Genomic DNA, 14,482 nt, shown 5'->3' with positions numbered 1-14,482 from the left:
GGATCTTCACGTTGTAGTCGACAACCCGTTTGACTGGGACGAGTATCTTCATGGGGTCCTTCCTTCAGGAGAAACTGGCTTCAGAGGCTTTTTAGAAAATGCGCGCTCGGGCGCCGCTCCGATTGTCGAATGGCGACATGGATACGCGTTTTTCCTCCAAATTCAACGCTTCCATGACGCCGGCAGGCAATTTGCCTCGGCAATATATGGACGTTTACGTTCACGTCAATATTGTCGTCAGCGACGGCCCCAGGGAAATCGCTGTGCCGTTCGCCCGTCCGTGCCGGCCGCGATGGCCGGGCCGGCGCCTGGGTCGTTTCTGACGGCACGGGGCGTGACGATCTGCCGGTCGAAGAGCGGCACACCAGGCCGGCGCAACACCAGGATCAGGAAAGCCCCTGCAAGGATGCCGCCGACATGCGCGCCCCAGGAAACGTCGCCGTCAGGTGCAATCGCCAGCATGAAGAACTGCTGCCCGATCCACAGAAGCAGCGGCACGAAGGCCGGCAGGGGCAACGGCACACGGAAAAACACCAGCACCCAGACCCGGACGCGCGGATGCACCATGACATAGGCGGCAACGACGCCGGAGACCGCCCCTGATGCGCCGACCAGCGGCGCTTCCGAAGTCATGGTCAGCAGGCCGTGGCAAAGCGCGCCGGCGGCTGCGCAAACGAGATAGAAAATCAGGAAGCGCAGATGTCCCATCGCATCCTCGACATTGTCGCCGAAGACCCAGAGGAAGATCATGTTGCCGGCGAGATGCCAGAAACCGGTGTGGACGAAGGCATAGGTGAGGTAAGTCAGCGGCTCCGGCACGATTTCGAGCCCCTGCGCCAGCACCGCGTGGCCGAAGGCGATTGCCGGGATATAGCCGAGCCCGACGGTCGTCGCCTGGGCTGCCTGTTCACTCTCAAAACTGGTCAAAAGCCAGGCCGCGACATTCAGTACGATCAGTGCGAGTGTCACCCACTGAACCTTGATATGTTTCAGCGTGTTGGCATCGTGAAGTGGTATGAACATAAAGGCCCCCGGGCGATCGTGATCGCGGCTAGCCTATCTGTTTTTTCCCGGAACCCAAAGCACATCCGCATGACCCCGGTTGTTTGCATGACGTGCGGCGACGAAGAGGAAATCGGAGAGCCGGTTGACATATTTCATCGCCGGCTCGCCGACGATTTCGCCGTCGGTGCGGGCAAGCGCCACCATCAAACGTTCGGCGCGCCGCGCAATCGTGCGGGCAAGATGCAGATGTGCGGCGGCCGGGCTGCCGCCTGGCAGGATGAAGGATTTCAGCGGCTCCAGACCGGCGTTCAGCTGGTCGATATCGTGCTCGACGCGGTCGACCTGCGTCTCGATGATCCGTAGCGGCTCGTAGGCCGGCGGCTCACCCGTGTCAGGGGTGGCGAGATCGGCGCCGAGATCGAAGAGGTCGTTCTGGATCGACATCAGCATGGCGTCGAGTTCGGGCAAGCCGGCCGTGTACAGCCGCGCCAGGCCGATCGCGGAATTGGCCTCGTCGATCGTACCGTAGGCCTCGATGCGCAGATCGTCTTTGAGCCGGCGCGGGCCGGACACCAGCCCGGTCGTGCCGTCATCGCCTGTTTTCGTGTAGATCTTGTTGAGCTTGACCACGGTTTCCCCCTTGAAGTCTGGTCAGGTCGGGCGGCCACCGCCGGTCAGCCAGAGTGTCAGCATGATCAGGATGACGGCAATCGCCTGCAGCAGCACACGAAGCTGCATCAGTTTGTTGGAAAGGTTGGGATCGCCGCCCTTCATCATGTTGAAGAGACCGCGGATCAGGACGAGGGCGACGACGCCCATGACGATGATCGCGAGGATATAGGTGACCGTGGACATGGTATTCAGCTTTCTCAGTCAGTCCGTCCGGCGCATCAGGCGGTAGAAGAGGTCTGCCGGAAGCAGCCGCTTCAGGAACATACCCTGCTTAGCCGGAGTCGTTACGGGATAATGTGGCCTCGGATTTTTCGAGTTCAATGCGTGTTTCAATACGGAATAGACCGCTTCCGGGCCGAGTTTGTGGCGATTGACCGGTCCCGATCCGTCGAGTCTCGCCAGTTGCCTGATGTAATCGACCGCGTGCGGCGAATTCTCGAGGTCGATATGCTCTTTGATCTTTGCGAGCGCATTGGCGGTGAAACGCGTGGCGATCGGTCCCGGTTCGATCAGGCTCACATGGATGCCGCTGCCCTGCAGCTCCATGCGCAGGGTGATGCTGAGGCCTTCGAGCGCGAATTTGGAAGCGGTGTAGGCGCCGCGATAGCGATAGGGGACGACGCCGAGGATCGACGAGCATTGCACGATCCGCCCTTGGCCACGTTTGCGCATCGGCGGAATGACCTGCCGCGTCAGTTCATGCCAGCCGAAGAAATTCGCCTCGAACTGTGCGCGCAGCGTTGCCGTCGAAAGATCCTCGACAGCGCCCGGCTGGCCGTAGGCGCCGTTATTGAAGAGTGCGTCGATGCGACCGCCGCTGCGTTCCAGAACCGCGCCGACCAGATCGGAAATCGTCTCGGTCCTGGCATAATCCATCAGGAAGGCTTCGATGCCCTCCGCTTCCAGCCCCTTGAGATCGTCCGGCTTGCGCACCGTCGCGAAGACACGCCAGCCATCGGCTTTCAGCGCCCGCGCGCAATGAGCGCCGATACCGGACGAACATCCGGTCACGACGATGGTGCGCTGCTCCGCCATGGAATGATTCCTGTACAAAATGGGACTCGTTTCCCATATTCGGCCAGAGGATACAATCTGAAAGCCGGAGACAGAATGCTGAAGGTGCTGCGCACGATCTACGAGGTGGTCTATGACGCGATCTGTCACATGGTCGAGGACGACGGCTTCGCCATGGCAAGCCATGTGGCGCTTTCAAGCCTGCTTGCAGTTTTCCCCTTCCTGATCTTCGGCACGGCGCTTGCAAACTTCCTCGGCGCCGATCAGTTTTCCTCGACCGCCATCCACCTGATCTTCGACACTTGGCCCGAGGCGATCGCCAAGCCGCTCGCCGACCAGGTGCTGCAGGTGCTGACCATTCCACGCGGCGGGCTGCTGACGATCTCGGTGCTGGCGGCCGCCTATTTCGCCTCGAACGGCGTCGAGGCGCTACGCATCTCGCTCAATCGCGCCTACCGGGTGCAGGAAACGCGGCCCTGGTATTTCACGCGTCTCGCCAGCCTGGGCTACGTGCTGATCGCGGTCATCATCTTCGCGGCAATCAGCATCCTGCTCGTCGCCCTGCCGCTGGCACTCGACTATGCCAGGAAGTGGTTTCCGCTGTTTGCCGATACGCTCGACATCGTCTTCAGCTGGCGCATCTACGGCACGCTGGTGGTTCTGACGGTCGGACTGCTGGTCATGCATCTCTGGCTGCCAGCCGGCAAGCGGCGGGTCTTCGACGTCATTCCCGGCGTGCTGCTGACGCTGCTTCTCTGGCTCGCCGGCGCGCTGATCTTTGCCTATTACCTGGTGACCTTCGCCAACTATACGGCAACCTATGCCGGTCTCGCCTCTGTCATGATCGTGCTGATCTTCCTCTACATGGTCGGCGTCATCTTCATCATCGGCGCGGAGATCAATGCGGCGCTGATCAAGTTCCGCGTCTTCCGGATGTTCTCCCACACGCTTTCGATCGTCGGCAGAGAGCGTGTCGAAAGGCAGTCAGAGCCCGACAAGGCGGCGAATATCCGCTCCTGACATGCCCTGGGCGCGCAATTCGCCAAGCCCAGTGTCGCCTTGGCTTTTCGAAAGCTTGCGGCCATCCGCGCCAAGAATGAGACGGTGATGGTGATAGACCGGCTGCGGCAGGCCGAGCAGCACCTGCAACAGCCGGTGCACCGATGTCGCGTGGAAGAGGTCGAGCCCACGCACGACATGGGTGACGCCCTGCAGCGCATCGTCGACGACCACGGAAAGATGATAGCTCGACGGCGCATCCGAGCGCGACAGGATGACGTCGCCCCAGACGTCGGGCTCGGCGGCGATCTCACCTGTCCTGCCGTCGCCGGTTTCCGTCCAGAACAGCAGCTCGCCGATCAGGTCGAGCGCTTTGCGCATATCGAGCCGCCAGGCATGTTTCTTCCCAGGGGTCAGCAGGTCCCGCCATTCGTCTGCCGAACGCTCGCGATCATTTGCGGTATAATGCGGAGTGCCGTCGGGATCGCGCGGCCAGGATTCACCAGTCGCCTCGTAGGCAGCGACGCGCGCCTTCACCTCGCCGCGCGTCAGAAAGGCTGGATAGACCAGCCCGCGCTCGATCAGCGTGTGCAGCGCCGTCTGATATTCGGGAAAATGGTCCGACTGGCGCCGCACCGGGCTTTCCCAGCTGATATCAAGCCATTCGAGATCCCTAAGGATGCCGGCCTCGAACTCGGGCGTGCAGCGCGTCTGATCGATATCTTCGATGCGTAGCAGCAAGCGTGCTTGTTCGGCCTCGGCCATGTCGCGGTTCAGCAGGGCCGAGAGGGCATGTCCGAGATGCAACGGCCCGTTGGGGCTCGGCGCAAAACGAAAGACAGGTTTTTGACGCTCACTCGTGGTCATGCTTTCTTCTGCCATGGATTCGGCTTTTGAACCACTGCGAGGCAAAATGCAGATCATCCGCAACGAAGACGATGTCAGGCAGGGGCTCGAAGCGCTGCTTCGCCTCGATCCACGTCTTGCGCCGATTGTCGCGGAGGCCGGACCTATTCCGCTGCGGCTGCGTGAGCCCGGCTTTGCCGGTCTTGCCCATATCATCGTCTCGCAGATGGTGTCGCGCGCCAGCGCCGATGCGATCTGGCGGCGCATGCTGCCGGCGGACGGTCTTTTAACCGCCGGAGGCTACGCACTGCTTCACTCCGAGGCATGGCGCGAATTCGGCCTGTCGCGCGCCAAGGCCGAGACGCTGTCGCGGATCGCCGAGGCGGTCGCCTCCGGCCGCCTCGATCTCCCCGGGCTCTGCCTGAAGCCGCCGGGCGAAGCGCTTGGCGAACTCACCGCGCTGAAAGGCGTCGGTCCGTGGACGGCGGAGGTCTATCTGATGTTTTGCGGCGGCCATGCCGATGTTTTCCCGGCCGGCGATGTCGCGCTGCAGAATGCCGTCGGAGCGGCATTCGGTCTTGCAGCACGGCCGCCGGCAAAGGCGCTGACCCAGCTTGCGGAAGTCTGGTCGCCGTGGCGTTCGGTGGCGGCACGGCTTTTCTGGGCCTATTACGCCACGAAAATGCGCCGTGACATGGTGCCGATCGGCTGATCGGCAACACTCTTCAAATTGCCTTTATCCTCTGAATTTATTGGACTTCACAATCCTGTAACAACCGGCCTAATATACAGGTGCAGATGCCGAATCGATCAGGAGAGTCCCTTGACGATTGCAGTCTCCCCACAGGCCCTGCCGGCGCTCGTCCTGAACGCTGACTACCGGCCACTGAGTTATTACCCCTTGTCGTTGTGGTCCTGGCAGGACGCGATCAAGGCGGTATTTCTCGACCGTGTGAACATCATTGCAGAATATGAACATTCGGTTTCTTCGCCGAGCTTTTCGATGCGGCTTCCGAGTGTCGTGTGCCTGAAGACTTACGTTCAGCCGTCCCGCAATCCCGCCTTCACCCGGTTCAACGTCTTCCTGCGTGACCGGTTCGAATGCCAGTATTGCGGCGCCCATGACGACTTGACCTTCGACCACGTCATCCCGCGCGCCCATGGCGGCGAGACGACCTGGCAGAATGTCGTGGCTGCCTGCTCGCCCTGCAATCTGCGCAAGGGCAGCAAGCTTCCGAAGCAGGCAGGCATGTTCCCGGCGCAGAAGCCCTACCAGCCGACGGTGCAGGATCTGCACAATAACGGCCGGCTGTTCCCGCCAAACTATCTGCATGAAAGCTGGCTCGACTATCTCTACTGGGATACCGAACTGCAGCCCTGATCGAACGGCCTACAGCGTCGCGCGTCTTTTCGGACGCGCAAAAGACGCTGTAGCATTTCGGTTTCCTGCATAATTTATTCAGTGGCGGCCTTGCGAACGCCGACAAAGGCGAAGGCCGCAAGCAGGATTCCGGCAATCACGTTCCAGCCGGCAAAAGACAGGCCGAGCACCCGCAGGGCCGCGTCGGTGCAGGACGGGCCCTTGATGGTGTTGAGCTCACCGAGCAGATCACCGGCATTGGTCGTCATGCTGCTTGCCGTCGTCGAGCAAGTGGCCGGGCCGGGCCAGAAATGCCATTCGACGCCGGCGTGATAGACACCCATGCCTGCCGTCACCAGCATCAGGATGCCGGCCGCGAGAATGAGCGCCCGGGTGATCCAGTTCGGCAGTCCGACGAGTTCGGAGATTGCGGCCAGGATCGCGATCGGGATGGCGTAATAATAGGGCTGACGCTGCAACAGGCAGAGCGCGCAAGGAATATAGCCGCCGATATACTGGAAGCCGAGCGCGGTGCCGACCGCCGCCGCCATGCCGATGGCGAGCAAAATGGAGTAGACAAAGCCGGGGCGGGCGAGCGGCGAGGAAGTGGCGGTCATGGCGGAGCTCCGCGAAATTGGCTCAGTGGGCAAACAGTTTATAAGCGATTCCGAGTGTGATGAGGACGCCTGCACCGATGCCGACGATCTGACCAAGGCGCTTCTCGACGAAGTGGCGGATCGGCTCGCCATATCGACGAAGCAGCCACGCCAAAAGCAGGAACCGAGCACCGCGAGCTATGATGGCTGAGATAACGAAGAAGCCTAGATTCATGCCAATGACGCCAGCCATAATGGTCACGACCTTAATCGGCGGAAGGTGTGCTAAGCCGGAAGTCACCAGCAATAGTAACAGGATTTCCCATTCGCCGTGAATTTCGCGTCGCAATCGCTCGAAATCATCGAATTTGCTGTAGAACTCAAGGACTGGTCTGGCGATTGCATCATAGGCGTAATAGCCGAGCGCCCAGCCGGCGATGCCGCCGAGGACGGAGGCGACGGTTGCAATCAGCGCATAGCGATAGGCGCGTTCCGGCTTGGCAAGCGCCATCGGCAGGAAGAGCACATCGGCGGGGACGAGAAAGACGGAGCTTTCGACGAAGGCGATGACGGCGAGCCAGACTTCGGCCGATTTGCGCGAGGCCAAAGACATGGTCCAGTCGTAAAGTCTGCGGAGCATTCCGTTTCCTTCCTGTTGCGGTGCAAAAAGCTTTAGGGGCCGTGCGCGGCGCTGTAAATGCTCGGCCGTGTCCTTCCTGCCACCGCCGTCGAAAAATTTTCGTGATGCGGGGTATCGGCACCTCTCCCAAGATTTCGTGGGATTGCGAATCGGCCATTCTGCGGCAAGCTGATTTGGGGTCGACGTGCAGGGTGGCAGGGGAATGTTCAAAGTGATCGAAGGCGGCCGTGGGCAGGCCGTGCAAATGGATGACCGATCCGAAGAGGGTCGTGGACCGAGCAAAGACGACGTGCGCCGGGAGGCTGCGCGGCGGCTGAACGAGAGCGGCTATCATCTCTCCCGCATCCGGGAATTCGCGACCGGCGTACCGATGCTGGCGTCTCTTAAATATTTGTCGCTGCAGATCGATTTCGCAGCCGAGACGTTGTCGCGGCTTGATCCGATCCCGGAGGATTTCCACGCCGATGGCTATTGGCCGGCGGGCTGAAGCAATCACGGTGGCGCGATTGCCGCTGACATGCGGTGGCGTTTGCGTCAGGACAGGTCCATCGACTTTTCCCGTTGCTGACGCAGGACGTTCATTTCCGTCCGCTGCTGGGCCATTTCGCTAACGGCGGCGCGCAGATGTGGATGGTGCGACATGAACATGTTGAAGTCGCGCCGTTCGAGCACCTCGAACTGGCAGAAGTCGACGGCGATGACGTCGGCTGTCCGCCGTCCGCCGGTCAGGAGCGCCATTTCCCCGAAGAAGGCTCCCGGCTCCAGGCGGATCGCGCCGCTGGCGAGCCGCACTTCCACCGCGCCCGAGGAGATGAAATACATGCTATCGCCCCGGTCGCCGCGGCGGATGACGCGTTCGCCGGGCGGCGCGGATTTCGCCTTGAAGAGCAGCAGCAGTTCCTCCTGCGCGTCCTCGTCGACCTCGGAGAACAGCGGGAAAGTCTCGATCAGCTGCTGCATCTTCAGTTGATGCTGGCGCTCGCGCTCTTCGCCGAGCGCCCTGATCTTTTCCAGTTCTTTGCCGAGCGCCTTCTGCCTGCTCCTGCCGTAGCTTTCCCAGAGGGAGGGCCACTTCGAATGGATGTATTTCTTCAGACCGTCGGTCGCGAAGATCACGATCGGGTTGAGGGTGATCGACAGGATCGCGGCAGCCAGGATCAGATCCTGGCCCTCATGTGGCAGGAGCCCGAGTGAGACGCCGAGGCCGGCGAGGATGAAGGAAAATTCGCCGATCTGGGCAAGGCCGCCGGCCAACGTTAACCCCATGCTGATCGGGTATCGCAGCAGGATGACGATGAGGAAGGTGATGATGCCCTTGCCGAGGATTACGAGCGCCAGCGCGCCGATCACGGCCAGCGGCTGGCGCACCAGGATCGAGGGGTCGAAGAGCATACCGACGGAGACGAAGAACAGCACGGAGAAGGCGTTCTGCAACGGCAGCGAGTCGGCCGCCGCCCTGTGGCTGAGCTGGGATTCGCTCATGACGACGCCGGCGAAAAATGCACCGAGCGCAAAGGAGACGCCGAAGATCGCCGCCGAGCCGAAGGCGATGCCGAGTGCGATCGCCAGTACCGTCAGCGTAAAGAGTTCGCGCGAGCCGGTGCGGGCGATCATCGTCAGCAGCCAGGGTACGATGCGAGGACCGAGGAAGATCGCCATGGCGGCGAAGGCCACAACCTTCAGCAGCGTCAGGCCGATCGTCAGCGCCAGCGGCAGGTCGCCGAGGCCGTGGTTGGTCGTATCGCTGGCGTTGCCACCCAAAAGCTCTGCGAGCGCCGGCAGCAGCACCAGCGCCAGTACCATCACCAGATCCTCGACGATCAGCCAGCCGACGGCGACGCGTCCGCTGGCCGCGTTGACGAGATTGCGCTCCTCCAGCGCCTTCAAGAGAACGACGGTGCTCGCGACCGACAGGCTGAGGCCGAGGACGATGCCGGCGCCGAGGCTCCAGCCCCAGAGTTTGCAAAGACCGATGCCCAACAGGGTGGCGAGGATAATCCGCCCGATTGCGCCCGGCACGGCGATGCCGCGCACGGCGAGCAGGTCGGAAGCGGAAAAATGCAGGCCGACGCCGAACATCAGAAGAATGACGCCCATTTCGGCGAGCTGGCCGGCAAGGGCGGTATCGGCGACGAAGCCCGGCGTGAACGGGCCCATCAGGATGCCCGCCATCAAATAACCGACAAGTGGCGGCAGCCGAAGCCTGTCGGCTCCATAGCCCAGGATCGCTGCGAAAACGAAACTGACGGCGACCGTCGCGATAAGTCCTACTTCCTGATGCACGTCCGCCCTCTCTTGTGATAGCGGCGGCCACTTTGGACGAAGCGCAAGCAAAATTAAACAGTTGATTTGGATGACCGGCTACTGTTCGGGGGCCTTCGCTCTCATTTTGGCGGGTAGGATAGAATAATGCTGCAATTCCAAATGTTAAGGCGTCCTTCTCAGGTCTAAAAAGTCGCGCGGCGTTGTAGGCACGGCCCTTTTTCGCGGCACGGTCGGACCGTCACGATGTTGGAACCACTTGTGTCTTGCCTCGTTGCTCTTTCATCACGAAAGGAAAACGACATGCGAAAGATGATCTTGAACTGTACTGTGGCGGCCCTTGCCGTCTGCTCGTTTGCAGCGCCTGTTCTTGCCGACAAGCGTCTATGTCAGGGAGCGTTCCTATGACGACGGCTATCGTCATGAGCGGGTACGACCCGGCATCACCATCAGCGAGCGTGGCGTCACTTTCGGTGCCGTGCGCGAACGTGAGCACCGCCGCTATCGCGATAATGGCTGCGAAACCAGGAGCGTCACCCGACAGACCGACGAAGGCGAGGTCACCAAGACGGTCCGGCGCTGCAATTAACGAAAAAATGTGCGATAAGGACGAAGCCCGGTTCCGACGAGCCGGGTTTTCGCCTTTTGTGGCACGAATATTTCAATGCAGTGGTGAAAGTCGTCTGTCGGTGTTATGAGCACGCCTTTGGTAACAGCGCGTTCCCAGCGCAAACACCGCCCGCACAGGATCTTTTAGTATGATTGAGCTTACGCCGTCCCAGATCGCCGCACTTAAACTCGCCAGGGATGGAGACCTTTATCCTCAGCCAGCCAATAAATGGACGCACGAGAACGCGACGGTGACTTATGCAAAAACTGACCGGTGGAAAGAGCGGCCCCAGAAAATAAAGTCGGTCACTGCCAAGACGCTGGGCGAGTTGAAAGAGCCGGGTTTTCTGGAGAGGCGGCATCTGGATGACGACGCAACAAAAGACGTCTACGGCATCACGATGGCCGGCAAGATGTGGCTGCTGAAAAACAAGTAAGCTCTGCGTAGGCGCCGAGTATTTTCACAAGCCTCCCAGCCTAACGGGATATGACGGCCTCATATCCGACTTTTTGGGAGGGACTTGAGATCGCCGCCAAAGCGTCGTGGCCAACAGAATTCTATCGGGTACGGGCGGCGGTCGAGGCGGTCGAGGCGGTCGAGGCGGTGATGCAGCGTCGTCTTTCGCTGGCGCACAGCTGCCAGCGACGGCGCCCGTTATGACGCTCAAGCTTCACAGTGTCTTCGTTCGGAACTATGCGACTTCACGTGCCTGCTCGCAAAGCCATGCGCAGAGCTGCCGTGGCGCCTGGCGCGCGTCATTGGAGCGCATGAGCGCAAAATGCCAGGCTGGGCCGCTCAGCACGTAGGGGAACGGTGCGATCAACCGGCCCTCGGTCAAAAGCGGCCGAAACAGCGACGGCGACAACAGCGCCACACCCACGCCTGCCAGCGCCGCATTGGCATCCAACTCGTGCGTGGGGTAATCGACCGCCAGAAAGCGCAAATCCTGCGGGGTCGCGCATTGAGCCTCCTTAAACCATTGCTCCCAATCAGGGTGCGGCAAAAGCTCGAAGTCAGCCAGCGCCTCCGGCGCGGCAAGCGTCCGTGTTCCAAGCAGGGAAGGCGACAGCATCGGCGTCACTTCTACGGGAGCGAGCCGATATTCTTCCAGCCCGGCCCATCCACCGCGACCCGTTCTTATGGCGACGTCGAATGCGCCCGTGTCACGTATTTCCGCCGAGACGTCGACCTCGATGACGGAAGCTCCAGGCGTAGGGTAGCGCGCCAGACGCGGTGCAAGCCAGCGTGACGCAAAGGTCGGCGGCGCCGTGAGCCTGAGTGGCGGTGTCGCCGCCTGAAATTCTGCGAGCGCCTCACTGATCCCGGTTAATGCCTCCCGGACCCGGTTTGCCAGAACGGAGGCGGCGCCCGTCGGGACCACTCGCCGACCGGCACGGATAAATAGCGGCTGACCGAGTTCAGCCTCCAGGGTGCGAATACGAAGGCTGACCGCCGCCGGCGTCAGAAACAAGCGTTCGGCTGCGCGCGCGAAGCTGCCGGCCGAGACACACGCCTCCAATACGCGCAGAGACTCCAATGACGGTCGCATGACCAGCTTCCCTTCACGATCAATTTATCTTGTGGTGACGACAAGCAAAGCGCGTTTTGAAGGCGGAACGCTCTGGTGCAATTTGGGGGCCAAGAATAGGAGATCTACGGTGTCCCTGCAATCTCAACACCTGTTTACACTCTTTATCGCGCTTCATCCGACGCTGGAGCTTGGGCAGACGCCAGCCGGCGGCCGGCGCATTTTTCCTGTCTCGGGCGGACATTTCCAAGGGGAGCGCCTGAAAGGCGAAGTATCGCCGTTGATCGGATCGGATCTCCTGCTCGCTCGTACCGACGGCACATTTCAGCAAGATGTCAGGCTCCTCCTCGTCGCCGACGATGGGGGCCTCGTCCTCATGACCTATCGCGGCATAAGGCGTGCGTCACAGGCCGTCGACGAGCGTTTGGCGCGCGGCGAAACGGTCGACGCTTCGGAATATTATCTGCGCACGACACCATATTTCGAGACCGCGGCGCCTGCGCATGCGTGGCTCAACAGCATTGTCGCGGTCGCAAAGGGCGGCAGGTGTCCGGGCGGTGTCGAATACGAAGTCTTTGAAGTTCTGTGACCACGATATTGTCCTCGCCGTTCTCTTACATTGCGGGCGGGGTTTTCCCCGATCTTCCACGCGAGACGACCCAGCCCGCTTGCGTTGCTTGAACTATCGGACAAAGAGCTTGAAGATTTTGGTGGTGCCCCATGCCGGAGTCGAACCAGCACTTCTTTCGAAACTCGATTTTGAGTCGAGCGCGTCTACCAATTCCGCCAATGGGGCAACGGATACGAACGGGCGGCTGTCTAACATGCGAGCGCCCGGACGCGCAAGACGGGCAAGCGAAGTTATCGGACTGATCCGGTAGAGAGATCCGGCCCCGTTTTGAGGCCGGATCCTGTTTGACATCAATGGGCGGCGGCCGGTGCCGGGCTGCTCAGGCCGGACTTCTTTAGCGTGATCGCCAGGATCGAGGCCAGCAGGCAGAAGGCGCCGGCGACGAAAAACGCCGGCAGGTAGCTCGAAAGCTCCGTGCGCGAGAGGCCGGCGCCATAGGCGGCGGTGGCGGCTCCCAGCTGATGTCCGGCAAAGACCCAGCCGAAGACGAGGCCGGTCTTTTCGCGGCCGAAGCGGTCGGCGGCGATCTTGACGGTCGGCGGCACGGTGGCAATCCAGTCGAGGCCGTAAAAGACGGCGAAGATGGAGAGGCCGTAAAAGCTGAAATCGCTGAAGGGCAGGTAGAGCAGCGACAGGCCACGCAGGCCGTAATACCAGAAGAGCAGCCAACGATTGTCGAAGCGGTCGGACAGCCAGCCGGAACCGATGGTGCCGAAGAAATCGAAGATGCCCATGACAGCCAGCACACTGGCCGCGGCCACCGGCACGATGCCGAAGTCGCCGCACAGGGTGACGAAATGGGTCTGGATCAGGCCGTTGGTGCTGAGACCGCAGATGAAGAAGGTGGCAAAGAGGATCCAGAAGGTCGAGGTCTTCGAGATTTCCTTGAGGACGGTGATCGGCGTCATCAGCGCGGCGCCGAGGGAGGTGCTTGCCGGTGGCGGCGTCACCTGCGTCTCACCGAAGGCGGGCAGGTTGAGGTCGGCGGGGCGGTCGCGCATGAAGGCAAGCACGGCAAGGGCTGCGACCATGATCATGGCGCAGACGAAAAACACCGTCGAGCGCCAGCCATAACGTTCCGTCAGCTCCGCCATCAGTGGCAGAAAGACGAGCTGGCCGGTGGCCGAGCTTGCCGAGAGCATGCCGACGACGAGGCCGCGATGCTTGGTGAACCAGCGGCTAGAGATCGTTGCGGCGAGCACCATGGCCGTCAATCCCGTGCCGAAACCGACGACGATGCCCCACAGCAGCAGCAACTGCCACAGCGTCGTCATGAACAGCGAACCAACGAAGCCCGCGCCGATCAGCGCTAAGGCGAAGACGATGACCTTGCGCACGCCGAAATAATTCATGAAGGCGGCGGCGAACGGACCCATGAAGCCGAAAAGGATCAGGCGGATCGCAAGGGCCGAGGAAATCTGCGAGGTCTCCCAGCCGAACTCGTCCTGCAGCGGCTTGATGAGCACGCCGGGTGCGCCCATGGCGCCGGCGGTGACCAGCATGGTGAGGAAGGTCGCGGCGACGACGACCCAGCCGTAATGGATGTTGCGCCGGGCAAGGGAGGAGGCGAGGGCTGTGGAAACCATGGGCAAGATTCCGTTTGAATTCAGGTTCGAGAAGATATTGGATCGATTTACATGATGGTCATCATATTTCTTGCGTATTGATGATGGACGTCATATATTTTGTCAAGCGACTATTTCTGGAGACGACAAATGCGGGTCAGCCGCGAAAAATTTGCCGAAAACCGCGAAAAGATTCTGAGCGTTGCCGGCGTGCTTTTCCGCGAAAACGGTTTCGACGGGGTCGGCGTTGCCGACATCATGAAGGCGGCGGGGCTGACGCATGGCGGCTTCTACGGTCATTTCGATTCGAAGGACGACCTGGCGCTGGAGGTCAGCCGCAAGCTGATCGACAGGGTGGAAGAGCGCTGGAAGGAACATATCGCCGAATCGCCCGACCGGCCGCTGGCCGCTCTTCTAGACCATTATATCCACTGGCGCACGGTTGACGATCCCGGCGGCAGCTGTGTCTTCGCAACGCTGATCCAGGAAGTCAGCCGCAGCCGCGGCGCCGTCCGCGCGGTTTTCAGCGATGGGCTTTCCGTGCTGGTCGAGACGCTTGCCGATATCGTTTCCGGCGAAACGGAGGAGGAGCGCCGCGCCAATGCGACGACGACACTCTCATCGATGATGGGCGCTGTCATTCTTGCCCGCGCGGTCGAGGACAGGGCGCTTGCTGAGCAGTTTTTGGTGACGATGCGCCGGCAACTCGATCCTGACAGCCAGACATAATCTCAGTCGCGGGGCCATGGTTTCG

The 14,482-nt window shown here is 61.2% G+C and carries 17 protein-coding genes, 1 tRNA gene and 1 pseudogene; 8 read left to right on the top strand and 11 right to left on the bottom strand.

Features of this window, described 5'->3' with window-relative positions; genetic code table 11:
- Positions 1 to 237: 237 nt before the first annotated feature.
- The 4 genes from C3Y91_RS29035 to C3Y91_RS29020 are packed head-to-tail and all read right to left on the bottom strand — an operon-like array spanning position 238 to position 2,712.
- Positions 238 to 1,023 (bottom strand): rhomboid family intramembrane serine protease, encoded by a 786-nt coding sequence (locus tag C3Y91_RS29035; protein ID WP_130665174.1) that lies wholly within the window; start codon positions 1,021 to 1,023, stop codon positions 238 to 240.
- Between the two features lie 33 nt (positions 1,024 to 1,056).
- Positions 1,057 to 1,635, bottom strand: a complete 579-nt coding sequence (locus C3Y91_RS29030; protein ID WP_130656348.1) for a cob(I)yrinic acid a,c-diamide adenosyltransferase — start codon at positions 1,633 to 1,635, stop codon at positions 1,057 to 1,059.
- A gap of 21 nt (positions 1,636 to 1,656) precedes the next feature.
- Positions 1,657 to 1,860 (bottom strand): twin transmembrane helix small protein, encoded by a 204-nt coding sequence (locus C3Y91_RS29025; RefSeq protein WP_018069234.1) that lies wholly within the window; start codon positions 1,858 to 1,860, stop codon positions 1,657 to 1,659.
- Between the two features lie 18 nt (positions 1,861 to 1,878).
- Positions 1,879 to 2,712, bottom strand: coding sequence for an SDR family oxidoreductase (locus C3Y91_RS29020; protein ID WP_018069233.1), 834 nt, complete (start codon positions 2,710 to 2,712; stop codon positions 1,879 to 1,881).
- A gap of 75 nt (positions 2,713 to 2,787) precedes the next feature.
- On the opposite strand from C3Y91_RS29020, the gene C3Y91_RS29015 reads away from it, so the two are divergent.
- Entirely contained in the window at positions 2,788 to 3,711 is a 924-nt protein-coding gene (locus C3Y91_RS29015) for a YihY/virulence factor BrkB family protein (protein WP_018069232.1), read from the top strand.
- On the opposite strand, the gene gluQRS is transcribed toward C3Y91_RS29015, so the two are convergent.
- Positions 3,676 to 4,557, bottom strand: coding sequence for a tRNA glutamyl-Q(34) synthetase GluQRS (gene gluQRS / locus C3Y91_RS29010; protein WP_130665173.1), 882 nt, complete (start codon positions 4,555 to 4,557; stop codon positions 3,676 to 3,678). The two genes, C3Y91_RS29015 and gluQRS, sit on opposite strands and share 36 nt — an antisense overlap.
- Here gluQRS and C3Y91_RS29005 point away from each other — a divergent pair.
- Positions 4,556 to 5,248: a DNA-3-methyladenine glycosylase family protein gene (locus C3Y91_RS29005; protein WP_130662846.1), complete on the top strand. Its 693-nt coding sequence runs from the start codon at positions 4,556 to 4,558 to the stop codon at positions 5,246 to 5,248. The genes gluQRS and C3Y91_RS29005 overlap by 2 nt on opposite strands.
- A 111-nt stretch (positions 5,249 to 5,359) precedes the next feature.
- Positions 5,360 to 5,917 (top strand): HNH endonuclease, encoded by a 558-nt coding sequence (locus C3Y91_RS29000; protein ID WP_018069229.1) that lies wholly within the window; start codon positions 5,360 to 5,362, stop codon positions 5,915 to 5,917.
- Positions 5,918 to 5,991: 74 nt separating this feature from the next.
- Here the strand turns inward: C3Y91_RS29000 and C3Y91_RS28995 are convergent, their stop codons facing one another.
- Both C3Y91_RS28995 and C3Y91_RS28990 read right to left on the bottom strand, forming a co-directional pair.
- Positions 5,992 to 6,513 carry a disulfide bond formation protein B gene (locus tag C3Y91_RS28995; RefSeq protein ID WP_024323604.1) on the bottom strand — a complete coding sequence of 174 codons (522 nt, stop codon included), beginning with the start codon at positions 6,511 to 6,513 and terminating at the stop codon, positions 5,992 to 5,994.
- 22 nt (positions 6,514 to 6,535) lie between these two features.
- The gene (locus C3Y91_RS28990) at positions 6,536 to 7,132 is read right to left on the bottom strand and encodes a YqaA family protein (RefSeq protein WP_024323603.1); all 597 of its coding nucleotides are present in this window, start codon (positions 7,130 to 7,132) and stop codon (positions 6,536 to 6,538) included.
- A gap of 202 nt (positions 7,133 to 7,334) precedes the next feature.
- Between C3Y91_RS28990 and C3Y91_RS28985 the strand changes: the two genes are divergently transcribed.
- On the top strand, positions 7,335 to 7,619 hold the full coding sequence (locus C3Y91_RS28985) for a hypothetical protein (RefSeq protein ID WP_024323602.1): 285 nt from the start codon (positions 7,335 to 7,337) through the stop codon (positions 7,617 to 7,619).
- A 47-nt stretch (positions 7,620 to 7,666) separates the two neighbouring features.
- Here the strand turns inward: C3Y91_RS28985 and C3Y91_RS28980 are convergent, their stop codons facing one another.
- On the bottom strand, positions 7,667 to 9,415 hold the full coding sequence (locus C3Y91_RS28980; protein WP_024323601.1) for a cation:proton antiporter domain-containing protein: 1,749 nt from the start codon (positions 9,413 to 9,415) through the stop codon (positions 7,667 to 7,669).
- Between the two features lie 282 nt (positions 9,416 to 9,697).
- On the opposite strand from C3Y91_RS28980, the pseudogene C3Y91_RS28975 reads away from it, so the two are divergent.
- Together C3Y91_RS28975 and C3Y91_RS28970 are read left to right on the top strand one after the other, a co-directional pair.
- Positions 9,698 to 9,983 (top strand): annotated as a pseudogene (locus tag C3Y91_RS28975) (hypothetical protein).
- Positions 9,984 to 10,152: 169 nt separating this feature from the next.
- Complete coding sequence (locus tag C3Y91_RS28970; RefSeq protein WP_012759154.1) at positions 10,153 to 10,440, top strand: hypothetical protein; 288 nt, start codon at positions 10,153 to 10,155, stop codon at positions 10,438 to 10,440.
- Between the two features lie 255 nt (positions 10,441 to 10,695).
- Here the strand turns inward: C3Y91_RS28970 and C3Y91_RS28965 are convergent, their stop codons facing one another.
- Entirely contained in the window at positions 10,696 to 11,553 is an 858-nt protein-coding gene (locus tag C3Y91_RS28965; RefSeq protein ID WP_130665171.1) for a LysR family transcriptional regulator, read from the bottom strand.
- Positions 11,554 to 11,662: 109 nt separating this feature from the next.
- Between C3Y91_RS28965 and C3Y91_RS28960 the strand changes: the two genes are divergently transcribed.
- Positions 11,663 to 12,121 carry a DUF3237 domain-containing protein gene (locus C3Y91_RS28960; protein WP_018069222.1) on the top strand — a complete coding sequence of 153 codons (459 nt, stop codon included), beginning with the start codon at positions 11,663 to 11,665 and terminating at the stop codon, positions 12,119 to 12,121.
- Between the two features lie 122 nt (positions 12,122 to 12,243).
- On the opposite strand, the gene C3Y91_RS28955 is transcribed toward C3Y91_RS28960, so the two are convergent.
- Together C3Y91_RS28955 and C3Y91_RS28950 are read right to left on the bottom strand one after the other, a co-directional pair.
- Positions 12,244 to 12,328, bottom strand: a tRNA-Leu gene (locus tag C3Y91_RS28955).
- 125 nt (positions 12,329 to 12,453) lie between these two features.
- Positions 12,454 to 13,749, bottom strand: coding sequence for an MFS transporter (locus C3Y91_RS28950; RefSeq protein WP_024323599.1), 1,296 nt, complete (start codon positions 13,747 to 13,749; stop codon positions 12,454 to 12,456).
- 129 nt (positions 13,750 to 13,878) lie between these two features.
- Here C3Y91_RS28950 and C3Y91_RS28945 point away from each other — a divergent pair, with 129 nt between their 5' ends.
- A complete protein-coding gene (locus C3Y91_RS28945) occupies positions 13,879 to 14,457 on the top strand; it encodes a TetR/AcrR family transcriptional regulator (protein WP_130665170.1) in 579 nt (192 codons plus the stop codon).
- Positions 14,458 to 14,482: the final 25 nt, after the last annotated feature.

The organism is Rhizobium ruizarguesonis, from assembly GCF_012349115.1.
GTDB lineage: Bacteria > Pseudomonadota > Alphaproteobacteria > Rhizobiales > Rhizobiaceae > Rhizobium > Rhizobium ruizarguesonis.
This window is presented reverse-complemented; position numbering and strand designations above follow the sequence as displayed.

What these genes read in the sequence shown, in the direction of transcription:
- C3Y91_RS29035 (WP_130665174.1), bottom strand. Translation starts at nt 1,023, where the DNA reads ATGTTCATACCACTTCACGATGCCAACACGCTGAAACATATCAAGGTT.
- C3Y91_RS29025 (WP_018069234.1), bottom strand. Translation starts at nt 1,860, where the DNA reads ATGTCCACGGTCACCTATATCCTCGCGATCATCGTCATGGGCGTCGTC.
- C3Y91_RS29020 (WP_018069233.1), bottom strand. Translation starts at nt 2,712, where the DNA reads ATGGCGGAGCAGCGCACCATCGTCGTGACCGGATGTTCGTCCGGTATC.
- C3Y91_RS29015 (WP_018069232.1), top strand. Translation starts at nt 2,788, where the DNA reads ATGCTGAAGGTGCTGCGCACGATCTACGAGGTGGTCTATGACGCGATC.
- C3Y91_RS29005 (WP_130662846.1), top strand. Translation starts at nt 4,556, where the DNA reads ATGCTTTCTTCTGCCATGGATTCGGCTTTTGAACCACTGCGAGGCAAA.
- gluQRS (WP_130665173.1), bottom strand. Translation starts at nt 4,557, where the DNA reads ATGACCACGAGTGAGCGTCAAAAACCTGTCTTTCGTTTTGCGCCGAGC.
- C3Y91_RS28995 (WP_024323604.1), bottom strand. Translation starts at nt 6,513, where the DNA reads ATGACCGCCACTTCCTCGCCGCTCGCCCGCCCCGGCTTTGTCTACTCC.
- C3Y91_RS28990 (WP_024323603.1), bottom strand. Translation starts at nt 7,132, where the DNA reads ATGCTCCGCAGACTTTACGACTGGACCATGTCTTTGGCCTCGCGCAAA.
- C3Y91_RS28985 (WP_024323602.1), top strand. Translation starts at nt 7,335, where the DNA reads ATGTTCAAAGTGATCGAAGGCGGCCGTGGGCAGGCCGTGCAAATGGAT.
- C3Y91_RS28970 (WP_012759154.1), top strand. Translation starts at nt 10,153, where the DNA reads ATGATTGAGCTTACGCCGTCCCAGATCGCCGCACTTAAACTCGCCAGG.
- C3Y91_RS28965 (WP_130665171.1), bottom strand. Translation starts at nt 11,553, where the DNA reads ATGCGACCGTCATTGGAGTCTCTGCGCGTATTGGAGGCGTGTGTCTCG.
- C3Y91_RS28950 (WP_024323599.1), bottom strand. Translation starts at nt 13,749, where the DNA reads ATGGTTTCCACAGCCCTCGCCTCCTCCCTTGCCCGGCGCAACATCCAT.
- C3Y91_RS28945 (WP_130665170.1), top strand. Translation starts at nt 13,879, where the DNA reads ATGCGGGTCAGCCGCGAAAAATTTGCCGAAAACCGCGAAAAGATTCTG.